General features: G+C 58.3%; 21 protein-coding genes. 3 read left to right on the top strand and 18 right to left on the bottom strand.

Annotated features, from left to right (window positions below):
- Window positions 1-3 precede the first annotated feature (3 nt).
- Window positions 4-1434, top strand: a complete 1431-nt coding sequence (gene rsmF / locus J9889_RS13620; protein ID WP_052815329.1) for a 16S rRNA (cytosine(1407)-C(5))-methyltransferase RsmF — start codon at window positions 4-6, stop codon at window positions 1432-1434.
- 238 nt (window positions 1435-1672) lie between these two features.
- Here the strand turns inward: rsmF and J9889_RS13615 are convergent, their stop codons facing one another.
- From J9889_RS13615 to J9889_RS13540, 16 genes are all read right to left on the bottom strand, one after another.
- Window positions 1673-1957, bottom strand: coding sequence for a RepB family protein (locus J9889_RS13615; RefSeq protein WP_210557025.1), 285 nt, complete (start codon window positions 1955-1957; stop codon window positions 1673-1675).
- Between the two features lie 163 nt (window positions 1958-2120).
- Window positions 2121-3149 (bottom strand): tyrosine-type recombinase/integrase, encoded by a 1029-nt coding sequence (locus tag J9889_RS13610; protein WP_143237541.1) that lies wholly within the window; start codon window positions 3147-3149, stop codon window positions 2121-2123.
- Window positions 3150-3448: 299 nt separating this feature from the next.
- On the bottom strand, window positions 3449-4228 hold the full coding sequence (locus J9889_RS13605) for a YchF/TatD family DNA exonuclease (RefSeq protein ID WP_043152708.1): 780 nt from the start codon (window positions 4226-4228) through the stop codon (window positions 3449-3451).
- A gap of 12 nt (window positions 4229-4240) precedes the next feature.
- The gene (gene holB, locus J9889_RS13600; RefSeq protein ID WP_210557023.1) at window positions 4241-5188 is read right to left on the bottom strand and encodes a DNA polymerase III subunit delta'; all 948 of its coding nucleotides are present in this window, start codon (window positions 5186-5188) and stop codon (window positions 4241-4243) included.
- The gene (gene tmk, locus J9889_RS13595; protein ID WP_042017643.1) at window positions 5173-5814 is read right to left on the bottom strand and encodes a dTMP kinase; all 642 of its coding nucleotides are present in this window, start codon (window positions 5812-5814) and stop codon (window positions 5173-5175) included. The genes holB and tmk overlap by 16 nt, the downstream gene beginning before the upstream one ends.
- Window positions 5814-6815 (bottom strand): endolytic transglycosylase MltG, encoded by a 1002-nt coding sequence (gene mltG / locus J9889_RS13590; protein ID WP_109112825.1) that lies wholly within the window; start codon window positions 6813-6815, stop codon window positions 5814-5816. Before mltG ends, tmk begins: the two co-directional genes overlap by 1 nt.
- The gene (gene pabC, locus J9889_RS13585; RefSeq protein WP_043152704.1) at window positions 6805-7611 is read right to left on the bottom strand and encodes an aminodeoxychorismate lyase; all 807 of its coding nucleotides are present in this window, start codon (window positions 7609-7611) and stop codon (window positions 6805-6807) included. The genes mltG and pabC overlap by 11 nt, the downstream gene beginning before the upstream one ends.
- A 66-nt stretch (window positions 7612-7677) precedes the next feature.
- Window positions 7678-8919, bottom strand: a complete 1242-nt coding sequence (gene fabF, locus J9889_RS13580) for a beta-ketoacyl-ACP synthase II (protein WP_109112824.1) — start codon at window positions 8917-8919, stop codon at window positions 7678-7680.
- An 81-nt stretch (window positions 8920-9000) separates the two neighbouring features.
- Window positions 9001-9237 carry an acyl carrier protein gene (gene acpP / locus J9889_RS13575; RefSeq protein ID WP_005300909.1) on the bottom strand — a complete coding sequence of 79 codons (237 nt, stop codon included), beginning with the start codon at window positions 9235-9237 and terminating at the stop codon, window positions 9001-9003.
- Window positions 9238-9394: 157 nt separating this feature from the next.
- Window positions 9395-10129 (bottom strand): 3-oxoacyl-ACP reductase FabG, encoded by a 735-nt coding sequence (gene fabG, locus J9889_RS13570; protein ID WP_039041169.1) that lies wholly within the window; start codon window positions 10127-10129, stop codon window positions 9395-9397.
- Between the two features lie 13 nt (window positions 10130-10142).
- Entirely contained in the window at window positions 10143-11078 is a 936-nt protein-coding gene (fabD, locus tag J9889_RS13565; protein WP_042017641.1) for an ACP S-malonyltransferase, read from the bottom strand.
- 66 nt (window positions 11079-11144) lie between these two features.
- Window positions 11145-12104 (bottom strand): beta-ketoacyl-ACP synthase III, encoded by a 960-nt coding sequence (locus J9889_RS13560; protein ID WP_010674740.1) that lies wholly within the window; start codon window positions 12102-12104, stop codon window positions 11145-11147.
- A 6-nt stretch (window positions 12105-12110) separates the two neighbouring features.
- The gene (plsX, locus tag J9889_RS13555; protein WP_045524864.1) at window positions 12111-13130 is read right to left on the bottom strand and encodes a phosphate acyltransferase PlsX; all 1020 of its coding nucleotides are present in this window, start codon (window positions 13128-13130) and stop codon (window positions 12111-12113) included.
- Window positions 13131-13139: 9 nt separating this feature from the next.
- Window positions 13140-13307, bottom strand: a complete 168-nt coding sequence (rpmF, locus tag J9889_RS13550) for a 50S ribosomal protein L32 (protein ID WP_005300935.1) — start codon at window positions 13305-13307, stop codon at window positions 13140-13142.
- A 20-nt stretch (window positions 13308-13327) separates the two neighbouring features.
- Window positions 13328-13849: a 23S rRNA accumulation protein YceD gene (gene yceD / locus J9889_RS13545; RefSeq protein ID WP_029314532.1), complete on the bottom strand. Its 522-nt coding sequence runs from the start codon at window positions 13847-13849 to the stop codon at window positions 13328-13330.
- A gap of 196 nt (window positions 13850-14045) precedes the next feature.
- Window positions 14046-14675, bottom strand: coding sequence for an START domain-containing protein (locus J9889_RS13540; RefSeq protein WP_333563571.1), 630 nt, complete (start codon window positions 14673-14675; stop codon window positions 14046-14048).
- A 183-nt stretch (window positions 14676-14858) separates the two neighbouring features.
- Between J9889_RS13540 and J9889_RS13535 the strand changes: the two genes are divergently transcribed.
- A complete protein-coding gene (locus tag J9889_RS13535) occupies window positions 14859-15440 on the top strand; it encodes a nucleoside triphosphate pyrophosphatase (RefSeq protein WP_109112865.1) in 582 nt (193 codons plus the stop codon).
- 52 nt (window positions 15441-15492) lie between these two features.
- On the opposite strand, the gene rluC is transcribed toward J9889_RS13535, so the two are convergent.
- Window positions 15493-16437, bottom strand: coding sequence for a 23S rRNA pseudouridine(955/2504/2580) synthase RluC (gene rluC, locus J9889_RS13530; protein WP_201893979.1), 945 nt, complete (start codon window positions 16435-16437; stop codon window positions 15493-15495).
- Window positions 16438-16851: 414 nt separating this feature from the next.
- Here rluC and rne point away from each other — a divergent pair, with 414 nt between their 5' ends.
- Window positions 16852-19998 (top strand): ribonuclease E, encoded by a 3147-nt coding sequence (gene rne / locus J9889_RS13525; protein ID WP_210557017.1) that lies wholly within the window; start codon window positions 16852-16854, stop codon window positions 19996-19998.
- A 580-nt stretch (window positions 19999-20578) separates the two neighbouring features.
- Here rne and J9889_RS13520 read toward each other — a convergent pair.
- Window positions 20579-20829 (bottom strand): hypothetical protein (locus J9889_RS13520; protein WP_210557029.1); only part of this gene is annotated, 251 nt, incomplete at its 5' end.

The following is a 20829-nucleotide window of genomic DNA, read 5'->3' as shown; positions in this document are numbered from 1 at the left end:
GCCGTGCACGACAACACCTACCTCCCCGATCACTTCCTGCGTCACATTGCGGAGTTCATGCCATCCCATCTCTCCATGGAGGCATTCGTGGCGAGTTGCCGGCAGCCGCTGCGGCGCAGCATCCGGGTCAACACCCTCAAGATCCCGGTATCCGAGTTTGTCGCCCGCATGGCGCCGCTTGGCTGGCAGCTGGATCCCGTGCCCTGGTGTAAAGCCGGCTTCTGGCTCACCCGCAGCGATGAGAGCATTCCCCTTGGCAACACGGCCGAGCATCTGTGCGGCCTCTTCTACATCCAGGAAGCGAGCTCCATGTTGCCGGTGACGGCGCTCTTTGCCAGTGAGCAAACCCGAGGGGATGGCATGTTGCTGGACGCGGCCGCCGCCCCTGGCTCCAAGACTACCCAGATCGCGGCGCTGATGGAGAACCGCGGCATGCTGATCGCCAACGAGTTTTCCAGCAGCAGGCTGAAAGTGCTGAGCGCCAATATCCAGCGCTGCGGTGTGACCAACGTCGGTATGACCCATTTCGATGCCAAGGTCTTTGGCCAATGGCTGCCGGAAACCTTCGACGCCATCCTGCTCGACGCCCCCTGCTCCGGCGAGGGGACGGTGCGAAAAGATGAAGACGCACTGCGCAACTGGAGCCTGGAGAGCATCGAGGAGATCGCCTCGGTGCAGCGTGGCCTGCTGGAGAGCGCTTTTCACGCCCTCAAACCCGGCGGCGTGCTGGTCTACTCCACCTGCACCCTGAGCCTGCAAGAGAATCAGGCCGTCTGTCAGTCGTTGCAAAAGAAGTTCGGCGATGCCTTCAGCTTTGACTCGTTGGCCGATCTCTTTCCGGGAGCGGAGAAAGCCTGTACGCCGGAGGGATACCTGCATGTGTGGCCCCAGATCTTCGACAGTGAAGGCTTTTTCGTCGCCCGGTTGCGCAAGCATCACTCCGTGCCCAACACCATGTTCAAACCGGGCAAGCTCGGCAAGTTCCCCTTCTCGCCGCTGCCAGAGAAAGAGGCCGGCCCCATGTTGCGGGAGATTGAAGGGAATTTTGGCATCGTGCCCCATGGCCAACTGTTTGGCCGCAATGACGAGATCTGGCTCTTCCCTCACGCCTTCGAGCAGGTACAGGGGAAGCTGCGTTTCGATCGCATCGGCATCAAGCTGGCTGAAACCTTCAAGAAGGGATATCGATTGACCCATGAATGGGCTCTGGCTTACGGCCATGAGGCGAGCAAGGGATGCGTCGAGCTGGATGCCGCCAATGCCCGTGAATTCATGATGGGACGAGATGTCTGGCCAGAGCAGGATGCCGGGACTGGGGAAGTGATCGTTCGTTACCAGGGGCACCCGCTCGGCATGGGGAAATGGGTGGGGAGTCGCATCAAGAATGCCCTGCCCCGGGAGCTGGTACGGGACAACAACCTGTTCAATGCGTGAGAGTGGGGTCGCTCGAGCAAAAATAGCGCCTGTTCGAGTCTGAAAAACCCCCACTCTGGTTGAACTTTTATCCGGTTCTTGAAATGCCTAGAGCCTTGTCTAAGCTTAAGGCTATCCGCATACCAGTTAGCGCACGGCTCTGCAAGGAGCCAATTCCCCTATGCCAGGTACAAGGAATTCGTACCTGGCTTTTTTTGTCTTCTTTTTCAATCACACCGGCACGGCACGATAGCATCGTCTATTCGAGCATGTCTGCCGACTCGGGGACATCGCTCTGCTGCGCGTTGGTCGTTTGTTGCAGTTCGTGCTGATAGAGCAGATCGATTGCCTGCTCGATGATGGAGGCCTGACTGTCTTCCAGTTGTTGCCCCAGCATGGCCAACCGCTCTGCATGACGATTGCTTATCCAGCATTGCAACCGGCTGTGGGTTTCCTGCTTGCGCTTCACGTGCTGGCGCTGCCGTTCGGCGTTCTCTTGCGCGGCGATTTTCTTCAATTCCTGGCTATCTTGACCTTCCGACATGTCTATATCGTGAATGTTATCTCTCATTTTTCGTTGGCATCTTCTACGAAAGTAAATCGGATTACGACTCCCCCACCGTCATGATGTCTGTGGAGGACGACATGAATATACCACCAGATCAACAGGATATCATTTAACATAAAAAAGTCAGTGGCGCGGTTTGCTATAACAACCCATCCAGGGCGTGATCCGAGAACTTGTGTGCATCGTCGAAATATTCCTGCAAGGTGCGCATGTCCTTGTGTCGGGTCACCTCGATGATCTTGTTCATCGGTTTGCCCGCCGTTACCGCAGAGGTGATGAACCCCCGCCGCAAACTGTGGCCACTGACGTGGAGATCGTCGATGGCCTGGCCGGTTCGCCGCTTGATCATCAAGTTGATACCTTGCGGCCCCAGGGGATCTGTCATCAGCTGTCCCCAGCGATTCATTCGACGAAACAGGGGGCCCTCAGCAATCCGGCTTTTTTTCAGCCATTGTTGCAGTGCAGAGACCGGGCAATACCGGGTTCCTGGAATGAGTGCTATCTCCGATTCATGGAGCTGATGTTTGCTTGGTTTGAGACAAAGGCGTATCCCCTGCCCCACAAACTGCACGTCATTCACCTCGATCCTGGCCGCTTCCGATCGACGCAAGGCGCCACTGAACATCAGGAGCAACAGGGTGTAATCTCGAAGCCCAGCCAGGTTGCTGGTGTCTATCTCGTCCAATACGCAGGCCAATGGTTTCAGGGTCAGCGCCCCCGTTTTGCGTTTGCGGTTATCACCGAGCCGTACTATGCCCCGCATCATCTCCTTTATCTCCGCATGCTCTGTCGGCATGGGGTGGATCCCCTTCTGCTTGAAGGCATAACGAATGCCGGCAAGCCGTCTTACCAGGGTGGCCGGTTTGCGAGGTTCCCCGTTGCGAAGTTCCCCCTTTCCTTCTTCCTTGTCCAGCCAGACCCAGTTGGCCAGGATGCCGTCGGCCTGATCCGCCAGAAAATTCATGATGTCGTGATGTGTTGTCTGCAAGGGATCCAGCCCATGGAGTTGGCACCAGGAGACAAAGATACGGGTATCTGCCTGATAGGCATTGAGGGTGGAGTCGGCTTTAGCGCTGCGCAGGAAGCGTCTTGCCCGGCTGTTCAGCTGAGGATCGAAGACGCTTTGCAAGGATTGCTGAACTGGGTTTTGAAGGCTTGGGTAGTTCACTTAACTCTATGATTTAAAGCGGAGTTTCGGTGGATCTTACAGGATCATTCAGATCTATCAAGTATCGATAATGAATATTATCGATACTTATGAAGAGTGCTTTAACCCATTTCAGCTCCCTCATTTATTCCTCAAGCACTCTGTCATCCCTGCTCCGTTTTATCAGGAACTGGCGATTTGATCTCATCAGCATCAACCACACAAAGTGAGAGATAACAACTTGACATTATTGTTTTTGGATGGGTCGTGATAGTGCAGATTGTCATAGTAAAACACCCCGCTATGCGGGGCGTTGTCTGTTATCGCTTTGCCAACTTGAACAATTCGAAGAAATTGTGGCTGGTGGCCTCCGCCAATTCGGCGAGCGGAATCTGGCGAAGATCCGCGATAAATTGGGCAACGTCGCGAACAAAGGCCGGCTCGTTCTCCCTCCCCCGGTGCGGAACCGGTGCCAGATAGGGAGAGTCGGTTTCAACCATCAGTCGCTCCAGGGGCAACGCCTTGACCACTGCCTGCAGGGCTGAGGCGTTCTTGAAAGTGGCTATTCCCGAGATGGAAATATAGAACCCCATGGCCATCGCGGCCTCGGCCATTTCGAGGGACTCGGTGAAGCAGTGCAGCACTCCGCCCACCTGTTCGGCCCCCTCCTCTCGTATGATCCGCAGCGTGTCTTCCTGGGCATCCCGGGTGTGGATGATGAGCGGTTTGTTCAGTGCCCGGGCTACCCGGATATGTTCGCGGAAAGAGGCTTGCTGTACATCCTTGTTTTCCGGTGAATAGAAGTAGTCGAGCCCGGTTTCGCCGATGGCCACCACTTTCTCATCGGCCGCCTGAGTCAGCAGCAAGGCAGCATCCACCCCGGGATCCTGATTGAGCGGGTGAACACCGCAGGAGGCAAACACCTGGGGATGGGGGGCGATGGCCTCCATCATGGTCGGGAACTGGGCCTGAGTCACACTCACGCAGAGAAAATATCCCACGCTCTGCTGCGCCGCCTTGGCCAGTACATCGGCCATGTCGGTCTGCTTGGAGCCATAACTCAAGCGATCGAGATGGCAATGGGAATCAACGAGTAACATAGACAACCTTGTTTATAACCAGCGATTGAGCCAGTTCATCAAATGGATGGTGGGATTGGAAAGCTGCCCTGGCTGACAAGCCTCCTTCAGCACAACCAGCTGCTGTTCAGCTTCCAGGAGCCGTTCGCTGGAGTGTCTCTCAGCCAGTTGCTGGCTGAGTGATGCAAGATCCGGCATCGCCAGTTGATGATGGCCGCAGCCAGCCTGAAGCTTGAGGGCATCGCACAAGAAGAGCTGCAACCAGTGCAGCCGGACCTGATTATCCTCGGCCAACTGGGCGCAGACATTCGCCGCACGGGTGGGGGCCGATGCCAGCGAGACAAATCCGTCGAGCAATGCCCGTCTGGCATCATCTTGCTGTGCTTCGATATAGCTCAGCACCCGCAGCGGCGCACCCTGGCAGATCCGCACCTGGGCCTGGGTCGCCTGATGGCCCTGCTCGGCGAGCCAGGCAAGGGTCTCCCCCTCAGAGGGGAGCTGGCAGACATGCTTGTGACAACGGCTCAAGATGGTGGGGAGCAGGCGAGATACCTGGGATGCGATGAGCAGCAACAGACTGTCGCCAGCCGGCTCTTCCAGCGTCTTCAGCAAAGCATTGGCGGCAGACTCCGTCATGCGCTCCGCCTCCTGAATGATCACCACCTTGCCGCGACCGAGCTGGGACGTGCTCTGGAGGCGGCTGCAAATCTCCCGGATGGCTTCGACACCTATGGTCTTGCCCTCTGGCCCCAGGGTGCCAAGATCCGGGTGATGCCCCTTCTCAAAAAGCTGGCAGGAGTGGCACTGACCGCAGGGCTCACCTCGTTGTGGATGCTGACACAGGTGCAGTCGCGCCAGTCGCTCTGCAAGCTGCTCCTTGCCAAGGCCGGGATCGCCTAGCAGCAACCAGGCGTGGCCGAGCCGTCCGGCCCGGGACGTCTCGCTCAAGGCATGCCAATCCGGGATCAGCCAGGGATACATAGCCCCTCGCTTGCCAGATAATGCTCAAGGGCTGCCTCGATGGCGGCTTTGACTTGCGCCGGGGGCAACCCGGCATCGATGACCTGGATGGAATCATCGGCGGCCGCCAACTCGAGGTAACGCTGGCGGGTACGTTCAAAGAAGCCGATCTGCTCCAGCTCAATCCTGTCCAGCTCGCCGCGATGGCGGGCCCGCTGCAGGCCGATGGCAGGATCGATGTCCAGATAGAGCGTCAGATCCGGCTTGAAATCCCCGAGGACCGCCCGTTTGATGGCGCCGATGAGGTTCGCATCGATGCCGCGGCCACCCCCCTGATAGGCCTGGGAGGAGAGATCGTGGCGATCGCCCACTACCCAGATGCCGTCTGCCAGGGCAGGCTTGATCCGGGTCTCCACCAGTTGTACCCGGGAGGCGTACATCAACAGCAGCTCGGCCTCGACGGTCAGGCGCTCGTCGTGCACTTCCTTGACGATGGCCCGCATGCGTTCCGCCAGCGGCGTGCCGCCCGGCTCCCGGGTGCACTCGATCCGCGCAACTCCGTGGGCTTGCAGATAGTCGGTCACATAGCGCACCGCAGAACTCTTCCCTGCCCCTTCCAATCCTTCAATCACGATAAATTTAGACATTAGGGTTTCTTCAATATGTATTCACGCACCGCCCGATTGTGTTCATCGAGGGTCTTGGAGAAGTAGTGGGCACCGCCCCCCTTGGCAACGAAGTAGAGATAGTCGGTCGATTTGGGGTTGAGCGCCGCCTCGATGGAGGCCTTGCCCGGCATGGCGATGGGCGTCGGAGGCAGACCGTCGATCACATAGGTGTTGTAGGGGTTCACGTCGGTCAGATCGCTGCGGCGAATGTTGCCATCGTACCTCTCCTTCACCCCATAGATGACGGTAGGGTCGGTCTGCAACTTCATGCCAAGGCGTAGACGGTTGACGAACACAGAAGCAATCTGGGCCCGTTCATCCGGTTGGCCCGTCTCTTTTTCGATGATGGAGGCCATGATGAGCGCTTCATAGGGAGTCTTGTAAGGCAGATTGGCCTGACGCTTCTCCCAGGAAGCCTCTAGGAACGTTTTCATGTCCTGATAGGCGCGGCGCAGGATCGAAAGATCGCTGGCATGAGTGGTATAGGCGTAGGTTTCCGGCAGGAACCACCCCTCCAGCTTGCCATTTTCGATGCCGAGCTCCTGAGCCAGCTCGGTTTCGCTCTGCTCCAGAGTCAGGCGCTCCAGATAGGGGGCGCTGGAAAGTTGCTTCAGCCAATCCTCAAATCGGGACCCTTCGACAAAGGTCAGGCTGAAGTGAAACTCCTTGCCGGAAGCAAAGAGAGAGAGAGTCTCCTTGAGCGGCGCCCCTTCCTTGATTTCATAGGTGCCGGACTTGATGGCCACCAGTTCGGGATGACCGCGCAACCAGAGACGCACCGCCCAGGGGCTGGTTTCCCCCTCCCCCAGTTCGGCAATCAGGCGCGCCGCATGGGCGCCTTTTTCGACGGTAAAGAGGCGTGTTGGCCCCTTGTTGGTGAGCGTCTCCACCTGTTGCCACTTGTGATACACGTACCCTCCGACAACGGCGACAGAGAGTGCCGCCCCTGCGAGCAGGGTGTAAAGCCGATTAAACTTCAATGACCAAGCGCTCCTGTAAACGGCGGATCAATACCGGACTGGGATAGTGCATATCCCCGATGCGGGTGACCGGGACAATCCCCATCAGGGTATTGGTCAGCCAGACTTCTTCCGCCTGCCAGAGTGACTCCAATGGAGCCTCAACGACACGCAGTTCAATGCCCATCTGTTTAAGCATCGTCATCACGCGCTTGCGCATGATGCCATCGATCCCGGCGCGGGTGAGATCCGGTGTGAACACCGTCCTGCCACGACGCCAAAACAGATTGGCGCTGACCCCTTCTACCAGAAATCCCCGGCTGTTCAAGACTATACCTTCGACCCCGCCACGCGCAGCAAGTTCGCGCTTCAGCATCACTTGTTCGAGGCGCCCCAGCGTCTTGAGACCGGCGAGCATGGGACTGTCACCAAGCTGCTGCTGGCATACCAGGGCATTGATGCCGGTTTGCTGCCAATCATGATAATGCTCAGGATAAGGTGCCAGAGAGACGATGCGAGTGGGCGTGTCACAGCCTGCGGCGTCATATCCCCGCCCACCGGCGCCCCGGGTCAGCATTATCTTGACGACAGCCTGTGTCTGCCCAGAAGCCAGCTGCGCCGCTTCGTCGGCAAGCAGGTCCCAGGAGTGCTCGCCAAAACCAAGCCGGGCGTTGGCATGTTGCAGCCGGGCCAGATGGTCCTGCCACCAGAGTACCTTCCCTTCCCTCACCAGCATGGTGGTGAAATGACCATCACCGTATGCCAGCCCACGATCCCTGGCTGACAGTGTTTCTGTGGGTATTCCATTAATCAGCAAGGGGATCCCTCCGATAAAAAAGGCCCGATACTGCCGTATCGGGCCTTATCATTCGCCCAGAGCGAATTATACGCGTTTGAAGATCAGGGAGCCATTGGTGCCGCCAAAACCGAAGGAATTGGAGAGGGCATATTCGAAGCTGCCGGCCTTGGCAACGTGCGGCACCAGATCCAGGTCGCACTCATCATCCGGGTTGTCCAGGTTGATGGTGGGAGGCACCATCTGGTCACGCAGAGAGAGCACGGTGATGATCGCCTCGATGGCGCCAGCCGCACCCAACAGGTGGCCTGTCATGGACTTGGTGGAGCTGACCATCAGGGCGCTGGCATGTTCACCAAACACCTTCTTCATGCCGCGCAGCTCTGCCACATCCCCAAGGGGGGTAGAGGTACCGTGAGCATTGATGTAACCGATCTGCTCGGGTGCGATGCCAGCATCCTTGATGGCGTTCTTCATGGCGCGTGCGCCACCATCGCCGTCCGAGGGAGGGGCCGTCATGTGATAGGCATCCCCGCTCATGCCAAAGCCGACCAGCTCGGCATAGATCTTGGCGCGGCGAGCCTTGGCATGTTCATACTCTTCCAGCACCAGTACGCCGGCACCGTCGCCCAGCACGAAACCGTCGCGATCCTTGTCCCAGGGGCGGCTCGCCTTCTGTGGTTCGTCATTGCGGGTGGAGAGCGCCTTGGCAGCGGCAAAGCCGCCCATGCCCATGGGGGTGGAGGCTTTCTCGGCACCACCGGCGACCATCACGTCCGCATCGCCATAGGCGATCATCCGGCCAGCCATGCCTATGGCATGGGTACCCGTGGTACAGGCGGTTGTCACGGCGATGTTCGGGCCCTGCATGCCTTTCATGATGGAAAGATGACCGGACACCATATTGATGATGGTGGACGGAACGAAGAAAGGGCTCAGCTTGCGGGGGCCGCCATTGATGAGGCTGCTGTGGTTCTGCTCAATGAGACCCAGACCGCCGATACCAGAGCCGATGGCAACGCCTACCCGCTCCGCGTTCTCTTCGTTGATGATCAGGCCGGAATCTTCCAGGGCCTGAACACCCGCCGCCACGCCATACTGGATGAAGAGATCCATCTTGCGGGCTTCTTTGCGGTTGATGCCGAACTCTTCGGGGTCGAAATCCTTGACCAGGCCTGCGAAACGGGTTGCGAACTCGCTTGCATCAAAGTGGTCGATGAGGGAAATGCCGCTCTGCCCGTTGAGCAGGGCTTGCCAGCTGGATTCGGCAGTGTTGCCTACCGGGGAAAGCATCCCCAAGCCGGTCACCACGACTCTGCGTTTTGACACTGAGGTAGTCTCCGAGAGGTGTTTTGAAAGGGGTAAACATAAAAGAAGCGGCCCTTGGGCCGCTTCTTTCAGAACAGGAACTTATTCCTGATTAGCGGTGATGTAGTCGATAGCCGCTTGAACAGTGGTGATCTTCTCGGCTTCTTCATCAGGAATTTCGGTATCGAATTCTTCTTCCAGCGCCATTACCAGTTCAACGGTATCCAAAGAGTCAGCGCCCAGGTCGTCGACGAAGGAGGCAGCGTTCTTCACGTCTTCTTCTTTAACACCCAGTTGTTCGATGATGATTTTCTTTACGCGTTCTTCGATGTTGCTCATGACCTGAATTTTCCTTTAAAAATACGCTATTGCGTCTGGTTGGGGTAGTGTATTCAATTGACGTGAGTTTGCAAGTGACTTGCCGCTGGTCAAACCACGAAATTCGCCAAACTTCGGCGTATTATCGCAAATTTGAACAGAACTCACGACAAATTGATTACACCATGTACATCCCGCCATTAACATGCAGGGTTTCGCCGGTAATATAGGCGGCATCATCCGATGCCAAGAATACCACAGCGGCAGCAATTTCTTTCGGATCGCCCAAACGGGCGGCAGGCACCTGATTCATGATGCCGGCGCGCTGCTCTTCATTGAGCGCCTTGGTCATGTCGGTCTCGATGAAACCGGGAGCAACCGCATTCACCGTGATGCCACGAGATGCCACTTCACGGGCCAGCGACTTGGTAAAGCCAACCAGACCAGCCTTGGCAGCAGCATAGTTGACCTGACCGGCGTTGCCCATGGTGCCGACCACGGAACCGATGCTGATGATGCGACCGTTGCGCTTCTTCATCATGGCACGCAATACCGGCTTGCTCAGACGGTACAGGGAGGTGAGATTGGTGTCGATGATCTCGTTCCACTCGTCATCCTTCATCCGCATCAGCAGGTTGTCGCGGGTGATGCCGGCGTTGTTGATCAGGATGTCGATGTCGCCAAAACGCGCCTTGATGGCGGCGAAGACGGTTTCGATGGATTCCTGACTGGTCACGTTCAGTGCCATGCCGCAGCCTTGCTCACCCAGGTAAGCACTGATCGCCTCGGCACCGCTCTCGCTGGTCGCGGTCCCCACGACTTTGGCGCCACGAGCAGCAAACGTCTCCGCAATCGCACGACCAATGCCACGGCTGGCGCCAGTGACCAACACAACCTTATCGGTAAAACTCATGACTTGCTCCTGTTTACTTGATCTGAGCCAGCGCCTGCTCGAACGAGGCGGCGTCGTTGGCGTGAATACCTTCCACTCGCGCATCGATGCGCTTGGCCAGGCCGGTCAACACCTTGCCCGGGCCCATCTCGATTTCGAGGGTAACACCGTCGTTTGCCATGCGCTCTACCGTTTCAGTCCAGCGAACCGGGCTGAACAGCTGACGCACCAGGGCTTGCTTGATGGCGGCAGGATCCTGCTCACAAGAGACGTCGACATTATTGATGACGGCGATGGCGGGAACCTTGATCTCGATCCCATCCAGGGCGGCGGCCAGCTTTTCTGCGGCCGGTTTCATCAGGGCGCAGTGGGAAGGCACGGAGACCGGCAGCGGCAGGGCACGCTTGGCGCCTGACTCTTTCATCAGCACGTTGGCACGTTCGACCGCCTCTTTGTGGCCGGCGATGACCACCTGGCCCGGAGAGTTGAAGTTGACCGGAGAGACCACCTGCCCCTGGGCCGCTTTCTCACAGTTGGCAGCGATGCTCTCGTTGTCCAGACCGATGATGGCAGCCATGGCGCCAGTCCCTTCCGGTACGGCTTCCTGCATGGCCAGACCACGAAGCTCGACCAGTTTGACGGCATCGGCAAACGCCAGCGCGCCGCTGCACACCAGAGCGGAGTATTCCCCCAGGCTGTGGCCGGCCATCACGGCAGGGGTTGCCCCGCCTTGTTGTTGCCACAGGCGCCACAGCGCGACGGAGGCGGTCAACAGCGCTGGCTGGGTACGCCAGGTCTTGTTGAGATCCTCGGCCGGGCCTGCCATCACCAGGGCAAACAGGTCATAACCCAGCACCTGGCTCGCCTCGGCGAAGGTCTCTTTAATCACGGCGTGTTGCTCAGCCAGCTCGGCCAGCATGCCGACGCTCTGGGAGCCTTGTCCCGGGAAGGCAATGGCAAATCGGGTCATCATTGATTCCTTTAAGGTAAGACGAATTCGGTAAGCGGGCGCCCGAGGACCGGGCACCGCTCGGTATCAGAGGCGAACCAGCGCAGAGCCCCAGGCAAAACCGCCGCCGAAGGCTTCCAGCAGGACCAGCTGGCCGGGTTTGATGCGACCATCGCGCACCCCTTCATCGAAGGCGATGGGCACGGAGGCCGCGGAGGTATTGCCATGACGATCCAGGGTCAGGATCACCTTGTCGAGCCCCATGCCGAGTTTCTTGGCGGTGGCATTGATGATGCGGAAGTTGGCTTGATGGGGCACCAGCCAGTCCAGCTCGCTCGGCTCGACGTTGGCCGCAGCCAGGGTTTCGGTCACGATCTCGCTAAGGCGTGTCACCGCCACCTTGAAGACATCGTTGCCCTTCATGTACATGTAGGCTTCGAGCTCAGCACCCGGCATGCCGCGACGGGGCTGCGGCAGTTTGAGCAGCTCGCCATAACGGCCATCGGCATGCAGATGGGTGGAGAGGATCCCAGGAGTGTCGCTGGCACCGATGACCACGGCCCCTGCCCCATCCCCGAACAGGATGATGGTGCCGCGATCCTCGGGATCGCACATACGTGACAGCACGTCCGCACCGACAACCAGCACGTGGCGAGCAGCGCCGGATTTGACGAACTGATCGGCGATGGCGAGAGCATATGTAAAGCCGGCACAGGCGGCGGCTACGTCAAACGCCGGGATCCCCGGTACGTCAAGCAGCCCCTGCAGTTCACAGGCAGCAGCTGGGAAGGCATTCTCTGCGCTGGTGGTGGCCAGCACTATCATGTCCAGATCGGCGGCAGTCAGACCTGCCGCATCAAGCGCACGCAAGGCCGCCTGATGAGAAAGGGTCGCGACGGTTTCGTCGGCTCCGGCGATACGGCGTTCACGGATCCCGGTGCGTTCCACGATCCATTCGTCACTGGTTTCAACCATCTGTTCAAGATCGGCGTTGGTACGAACCGAACTCGGCAGATAACTGCCAGTACCCAGAATTTTGCTATGCATAGAGTTTTATAAATCCCTGTCGGAAAAGACAGATTCAAGGCGATCTGCAATTTGCAATGGAAGTTGATGTCTGGCTTCTTGTGCGGCCAGCAGAATCGCATGACACAGAGCGCGGCGCTCGGCCCGCCCATGGCTTTTTACCACAATGCCGCGCAATCCTAACAGACTCGCGCCATTATACTGGTCGGGGTTCAGGTAAGAGAAACGCCGTTTGAACATAAATCCGGCGAGTCGACCAAGAAAACTGCGTTTTTTGCGCGGATATCCGGCCAGTTCGGCCATCATCCGCACCACCCCCTCCGCGGTCTTGAGCGCCACGTTGCCCACGAAACCGTCGCAGACGATCACGTCGCACTCGCCGCTGAAGATCCTGTCCCCCTCAATGAAACCGACAAAATTCAGGGCGGAGCATTGGCGCAGCAACTCGGCGCTGTGGCGCACCAGGTCGTTGCCCTTGATCTCCTCCTCCCCTACGTTGAGCAGTGCCACTCTGGGTGAAGGTATCCCCTCCACCTTCTCTGCGACTACGGCGCCCATCACGGCAAATTGCAACAGGGTGTCGGCATCGCAGCTCACGTTCGCACCCAGATCCAGCATCACGGTCCGCTTTCCACTCAATGTGGGCAGCGCCTTGATGAGGGCTGGCCGGTCAACACCGGGCAAGGATTTGAGCACGCACTTGGCCATGGCCATCAAGGCACCGGTGTTGCCTGCACTGACACAGGCATCGGCAGCGCCGCTCTTGACCAGATCCAGGGTCACGCGCATGGAGGAGTCTTTCAGGGTACGCAGCGCCACGATAGGCTTTTCGCCCATGCCCACGACCTGGGAGGCATGCACGAGACGAACGCGAGGGTGGTTGAGCAGGCCATGTTGCTGCAGAAGAGGGGCGGTCTGGTGTTGATCACCGACCAGAACAAGTTTTAGCTGGGGTAGAAGAGACAGTGCCTGCACGGCGGCAGGCACTGTTTCCGAGGGGCCGATATCTCCCCCCATTATGTCTAGCGCGACAGTTTGCGTAGACAAAGGCAATCCTTAAGCGATTACCTTTTTACCGCGGTAGAAACCATCGGCAGTCACGTGGTGACGACGATGAATTTCGCCACTGGTCTGATCAACAGTCAGGGCAGCGGTGGTCAGCGCATCGTGGGAACGACGCATGCCACGCTTGGCGCGGGTTTTACGGTTCTGTTGTACGGCCATGGTAGGCTAACTCCTAAAATTCACTTACGTTTGAGCGCTTCAAGAACTGCAAAGGGATTCGGCCGCTCATCAGCAGGTTCGATTTCACCCCAGGTCATCTCCATGTTTCCTCTGGGGCACACATCCACCGGATGCATGGCTACCTGAGGCAACGAGAGGATGAGTTCATCCTCCAGGATTTGATGAAGATCTATCTCGCCGTTTTCGTCCAACTCAATGGGCTCATAAGCTTCCGGCAGTTCTTCCTCGTTTGTTCTTTCGAACAGCGGAGTGTAAATAAAACTAGCTTCACAAAGGTGTTCAAACGTCTCACCACAACGCTGGCAAACCAGGTCGACCTTGGCATGGGCAGTGCCTTTCATAACGGTCAACTTCTGGACATCTTTGCCAAAGTGCAGTGTGACATCCACATCACTTCGCAAGCCTTCGGTTGATTCCTCCAGCCTGGGCATCTGCGACTTTTCCACTATCCCGACATAATCGAGTAGCTTCAAGGCATTACGGACTGGATCAACCTTAACGGGCAACTTCACCTTTTGCATAGGGCGCGAATATTATAGGTCCAACAAGGGATAGTCAAAGGAAAAAGTCCTTACCGCCGATGATTTTACCTTCACAGGCTCCTGCAAGAGGAACTTGTGCTCATCGGTGGCCGATTATGCCATATCGTGCAGGATCTGGCACAGGATCCTGTTCCCCACCCCTGTCTGTCCACCGGATGTGCTCCTTGGTGTCTCATCAGGTGGCAGAACAGCGCGGGTCGCTCCCCAGCAGGCCTGGTGTCGCAGCCACTCTGGGCTCGGCTTCCATCAGTCGGCGTATGGCTTTGAAACTGCCCACGGCAGCCTTGATGGCAATGGGATTGACCAGCCAGCCCGGCAAGTTGTTGCCCGGATTGGTATAGGTTTCGAGCCGAACGAGTGTGCTGCCATCCCGTTGGGGTAGCGCCTCCCACCGTCCGGCGCTTTCCTGGATCCGGAACAGCCCTGCATGCAATGGCAGGGCATTCGGCTTTGCCCACACCTCGAGAGTCAGGCCGCAATCAATACGTCGACTCAGATGGGAGCGGGTGATGAGCTCCCTGTCTTGCACCGGCCAGGGAGATGCCAGGCGGGTATAGACCAGATCATCGTCGGGACCCGATCTGGCCAGCACCCTGACTTCACGACTCTGGGGCAACCACTCTTCATGGCGCGCCGTGTTGCGCAGCACCGTGATCAGCGCGCCAGGATCGGCATTCACCCGCATCTCCAGACGTAAGGCCTGAAAAGAGGTCGGAGGATGTGGCTGAGTCCAAAGCATCACCCCCTCATCCCCCTGGCGAAGTTGCCATGTCCCTGCCCAGCTGGCGAAGGAGATCAGTGCCATGACCAAGGCCGCATATCGTGTCATCACGCTCAATTCCGATCTCTTGTGTTTGCGCTGTGGTTCCCTCAGCATGCATGCTTCCCGCTAATTAGGCGAGTCCCGCTCTAGACATCTCCTGTTTGCGTGGCCCCATCTGCACAGATAGAATCAACCAATTGATTTATAAATGGATATCATCAAAACATGCAGCCTTCCTTGATTCTCGCGTCCACTTCGTCCTACCGCAAAACCTTGCTGGAAAAACTCGGTCAGCCATTCCACTGTGCTGCGCCTCAAGTCGATGAGACGGCGCGACACGGGGAGACCGCAGAAGCCCTGGTCAGCAGATTGGCGTTTGCCAAGGCGAATGCCGTTGCCGCTGACCGTGATCAAGGATTGATCATCGGTTCAGATCAGGTGTGCGTCTGTGACGGGCAGATCCTCGGCAAGCCCGGCACGGTGGAGAAGGCGGTCGAGCAGTTGCTGCAGGCACAAGGCAAGCACATCATCTTTTACACCGGGCTCTGTGTGATCAATGCTGCGAATGGCCATGCCGAGCAGCTCGTCGAGCCTTTCACCGTGCATTTTCGCTCGCTCGACGAAGCCGCCATCCGTCGCTATGTGGAGGCCGAACGTCCTCTGGATTGTGCCGGCAGCTTCAAATGCGAGGGAATGGGCATCGTCTTGTTCAAGGCGCTGGAGGGGCGCGATCCCAACGCCCTTGTCGGTCTTCCCCTGATAGGCTTGGTTGATCTCCTGGGTCGCCACGGCTTGGCTCTGCCATAACAAGAACTCTGCCATGAAAAACGGGAGCCAAGGCTCCCGTTTTTCATGGCTGTCAGCGTGGCAGCTTGGCGAGAAACGCCTCAAGTTCCGGTGACAATGGTGCTTCCACCTGCATCTCCCGGTCGTCCACCGGATGAGTAAAGGTGAGCTTCCAGGCGTGCAGGAACAGACGCTTTAGCCCCTGCCCTCGCATCTTTTCATCAAAACCGGCCTCACCATATTTGTCATCGCAGGCGATGGGATGGCCGGCGTGCTGGGTGTGGACACGGATCTGGTGAGTACGGCCAGTGATGGGGCTGCACTCGACCAGGGTGGCCTCGGCAAACTGACGGGCAATCCGGAACCGGGTCTCGGAGGGCTTGCCATCGCTGCTGACCCGCACCACCCGCTCGCCGGATTGCAGATCATTTTTGCGAAGTGGCGCATTGACCACCTTGACGTGGGGTTGCCACTGGCCACGCACCAGCGCCAGATACTGCTTGCGCATGGTCTTGACCCGCAGCTGCTCGTGCAGGCTGCGCAGGGCACTGCGCTTCTTGGCAACCAGCAGTACGCCGGAGGTGTCGCGATCCAGCCGGTGCACCAGTTCGAGGAAACGGGCTTCGGGGCGCAGGGCACGCAGCCCTTCGATGACGCCAAAACTCAGGCCGCTGCCGCCGTGAACTGCCATGCCGGACGGCTTGTTGAGCACTATCATGGCGTCGTCTTCAAACAGGATCTGACTCTCCAGACGCTGGATGCTGCCGAGGTTGGCAGAAGGCAACTCATTCTTCTCTGCCACACGCACGGGGGGCACACGCACCTCGTCACCGGCACAAAGCTTGTATTCCGGTTTGATGCGCTTCTTGTTGACCCGCACCTCCCCTTTTCGAAGGATGCGATAAATCAGGCTCTTGGGGACGCCCTTTAACTGAGTCTTGAGAAAATTGTCGATGCGCTGCCCGTCATGCTCAGCTTCGATGGTGAGCAGCTGCACTTGTTGATGTATCTGTGTCATGGCGCGGATTTTAACACCGCTGACAGCCCTTGGCTCCATGCTTTGTTAAAAAATGGCGTCTTGCTATAAAAGTGGTTTAAATGGGATAATAAACAAGGTTTTGTCATTGTGTTCAAGCCTTGTACTAAGTGGCCAAAATGTATGCCACCCAATCCCGAAACACCGTGTATACAAGAACATGACGGTTCCCGGGTGCGAGGTACAACGCATGGAGAACACAAACAGAGCCGACGTAAATTGTCTCCACATCGGTATCCTTAATTCACGCCCTCTCGAGAAGGCTGAACCAGAGTGCCCTTAGTTTGCGCCTCATGCATACCCCAACCGGGAGGTTGCCCCAGCATGCTGAAGACCCGAGGCCGGCGCCGGCAGGACCCAGTGGAGGAATCAAAATGACAAAATAATGAGAACTCAATGAAAAGAATGCTAATCAACGCGACTCAGGAAGAGGAGTTGCGCGTAGCGCTGGTTGACGGACAACAGCTCTACGATTTGGATATTGAAAGTCCGGGACACGAGCAGAAAAAAGCGAACATTTACAAGGGCAAAATCACCCGAGTAGAACCCAGTCTCGAAGCTGCTTTTGTTGACTATGGCGCCGAACGCCACGGTTTCTTGCCGTTAAAGGAAATCGCCCGCAATTACTTCCCCTCCGGTTACTCCTATCAGGGTCGTCCCAACATCAAAGAAGTGGTCCGCGAAGGCCAGGAAGTGATTGTCCAGATCGACAAGGAAGAGCGTGGTACCAAGGGTGCAGCCCTCACCACCTTCATCAGTCTGGCTGGCAGCTACTTGGTGCTGATGCCGAACAACCCCCGTGCCGGCGGCATCTCCCGTCGCATCGAGGGTGACGAGCGGACCGAGCTGAAGGAAGCCCTGAGCGGACTGACCGTGCCGGACGGCATGGGCCTCATCGTGCGCACCGCCGGTGTGGGCAAGTCCCCGGAAGAGCTGGAGTGGGATCTGAACGTTCTGCTCAATCACTGGGACTCCATCCACAAGGCGTCACAACAACGTTCCGCTCCGGTGCTCATTCACCAGGAGAGCAACGTCATCGTGCGCGCCATCCGTGACTATCTGCGTCGCGATGTGGGTGAGATCCTGATCGACAACCCGGTCATCTTCGAGCGCGCCAAGTCACATATCGAGCTGGTCCGCCCCGATTTCCTCAATCGCGTGAAGCTGTACAAGGGTGATGTCGCCCTGTTCAACCACTTCCAGATCGAGAGCCAGATCGAATCGGCCTTCCAGCGCGAAGTGCGCCTGCCCTCCGGCGGCAGCATCGTCATCGACCCGACCGAAGCACTGACCTCCATCGATATCAACTCCTCCCGCGCCACCAAGGGCGGCGATATCGAAGAGACCGCCCTGCAGACCAACCTGGAAGCAGCAGACGAGATTGCCCGCCAGCTGCGCCTGCGTGACCTGGGTGGCCTGATTGTCATCGACTTCATCGACATGACCCCGGTTCGCCATCAGCGCGAAGTGGAAAACCGTCTGCGTGAAGCGGTGCATCAGGATCGTGCCCGTATCCAGCTGGGCCGTATCTCCCGTTTCGGTCTGCTGGAGATGTCTCGCCAGCGTCTGCGTCCCTCCCTCAACGAGTCCAGCAGCCATATCTGCCCCCGTTGCCAGGGTCAGGGGGTCATCCGTGACAACGAATCCCTCGCCCTGTCCATCCTGCGTCTCATCGAAGAAGAGGCCATGAAGGACAACACCGAGCAGGTTCATGCCCAGGTGCCGGTCGATGTGGCCGCCTATCTGCTCAACGAGAAGCGTACCTCCATCGCCAATCTGGAACAGCGCAATGATGTGCGTGTCTACATCATTCCGAACCAGCATCTGGAAACCCCGCACTACGAAGTGACCCGCATCCGTCAGAACGAGATCCCGGAAGCGGCCAGCTACGAGCTCAAAACCGAGATTGCCAAGCCGGTCTATCAGCCGCGCCAGGCTCAGGTAGTCGAGCGCGAACAGCCGCTGCTGCAAGGGTTTGCCCCGGCTCCCCAGCCGGTTGCGCCCACCGCCCCGGCTCCTGTTGCGACTCCCGCTCCGGTTGCAGAACAAGTCGGCTTCTTTGGCAAGCTGGCCAAGGCCTTCTCCGGCCTGTTCGGTGCCTCCTCCGATGCTGCTCCGGCCGAGGTGAAGGCGCCTGCCGACAAACCGGCCGCCCAGCGCGAAGCTCGCAAGGATGACGGGCACCGTCACCAGCGCGATGAATCCCGCAGCCGTGGTCAACGTGGCCGTCGCGATGACAACCGCGGCAGTCGCAATGCCGAGGCCGGCGAGAAGCGTGAAGGCGCAGCCAGCCGCGAGAGCAGTGATCGCAATCGTCGCCCGCGCAAAGAGCGTGAGCCTCGTCAAGAGCGGGAACCGCGCCAGGAACGGGAACCCCGTGGCGAAGTGCGCACCGAACAGCGCATGGAGCGTGAGCCTCGCGAACCCCGCCAGGAGCGCGAACCTCGTGCCCCGCGTCCGGCTCGTGAACCTCGCGCCCCCCGCGAACCCCGTGCCGAGGTGAGCGTCGAAGCGGTTGATACCGTTGATACTGCGGTCGCCAGCGCTGAACCGCGTCAGGAAAAAGAGCAAAAAGTGGCCGAGCGCCGCGAACGTCGCCAACTGCGCAAGCAGATCCGTGTCGATGTCGCCGCGACCGACACCCCTGCCCTGCCGACTGACGAGCAAATCACCGATGTCGCCGACGTGCAAGCCGCCGCTGCTGAGCAACAAGAAGAGCAAGGCGAAGGTCAGCGTCGTTCCCGCCGTACCCCGCGCAATCAGCGCATCGAAGGGCAACGTCGCAAGCGCATCAACGAAGAGGCTCGTGGCCAGCGTGAAGAGGAAGCACAAGGTGAAGTGCAGCTGACTACCGCGGCCCAGGCCGATGCGGCTCAGGTGAAGGTGGAAGAACCGGTTGTGCCTGTCATCACCATTCCGAGCGCAGAAGCGGTTGCTGTCGCCCTGCAGGCCTCCGCCGCACTAACCGAACACGTGGTGGCTGAAGCCGTTGCTGAGGAAGCGGCAGAGCAAGCACTGGCAGCCCAGGCTGTGGATGCGCCCTCCACTGACGAAGTTGAGCAGGCTGCGCAAGCAGACGCTGAACCCGTCGCCGAAGTGGCAGTTGTCGAACCCGAGATGGTCGAACCTATCGTCAACACCGCCTCTCATGACGAACCTGTCGCCGTGATCGACGCTGTCGAGCAGACCCAACAAGTTGAGGCCATTCCAGAAGAGGTTGCACCGGTTGCTGAAGCGGCACCTGTCGTGATCGCTGAGGAGACGGCCACCGCCGAGGCGGAGGTCGTCGAGATGCCGGCTGCCGTGGTGCAAACCGAGCCAGCAACCAGCCCCGAAGTGAAGGTCAGCAAGGGTGCCGGTGTATTGGCCCGTGCCCGCAAGGCTTATGCCCCCATGGCAACGCCGGCTGCAGCTCCTGCCCCGACACCCCGTGAACCCGTGGAGTACGCTCCCCTGGTACGCAGTGAAGTCGTGACCTCCGGTCGCCACGGTGGCAGCACCGCTGCCAGCAACGTTGCAACCAGCCCGGCCGGTCGCCCCTGAGCAGACTCGTTAGTCTGAATGAAGAGCCACACATCGTGTGGCTCTTTTTTTGTCTCTTTATTGGGGCTGACATCGCCTTGCTCTCCCTCCCTGCCCGTTCGATATCCGCCGCTTTCACGATGTTCAGCGGCCACACACACTCAGTCCAAGCAAGACGTGAATAACACACCAGACAGAGGATTCATCTCTGTCAAAACATCACGACATGCCCTGCTTTGTCGACAGGGTCCGTGCATTGACAGCATATGAAGCCATTGGCAAACAGTCTGGCAGCGTTCCCCTTTGGTAGCACAGTCGGTGTGTTCAGTGGTGGCTGAGACAACCCAGGTTGAACGGGAATGCCAGACATAGGGCAACCTGTGGCACTCTTCACTCTCATCATTTCTGGTGAGGATCATAGACCCGTTGAACGCCCTCCCTTCAGCTTCACGTGCAAGGGTCGGCTCGTAACAAGGCGTCACACAGGCAGGTTCCCCTCACTGTGCACAACGAGTGGTTGAGGGATGTAGAGAAGCTAAAGAGGTGATAGATAATGTCATTCAACTTCTTGTCTGATGGCATATAGCTATTACTCATTGAACTATTGCCGCATGACGTGACATTCACCAGGCAACAAAAAAGGTTCTTCGCGGGATCTTGGGGAAGTGGAAGTTGACAGACAGGGTGCTGGTAAACTGGCTGTCTTCAAACACACCACCACCATCACCCTGCTGTCGCCGTGCATCATATTGATATTGCCTCCTTCTGGCCAGGTTATACCGTCATCGCCCAAGCGCTTTCTGCCAACCATCACACCCTGTTTACCCTTGAGCCTCGCGCCGACCTGTTGCC

This window comes from Aeromonas sp. PrichA-15 (genome assembly GCF_017939245.1).
In the GTDB taxonomy this organism is placed as follows: domain Bacteria; phylum Pseudomonadota; class Gammaproteobacteria; order Enterobacterales; family Aeromonadaceae; genus Aeromonas; species Aeromonas caviae.
This window is presented reverse-complemented; position numbering and strand designations above follow the sequence as displayed.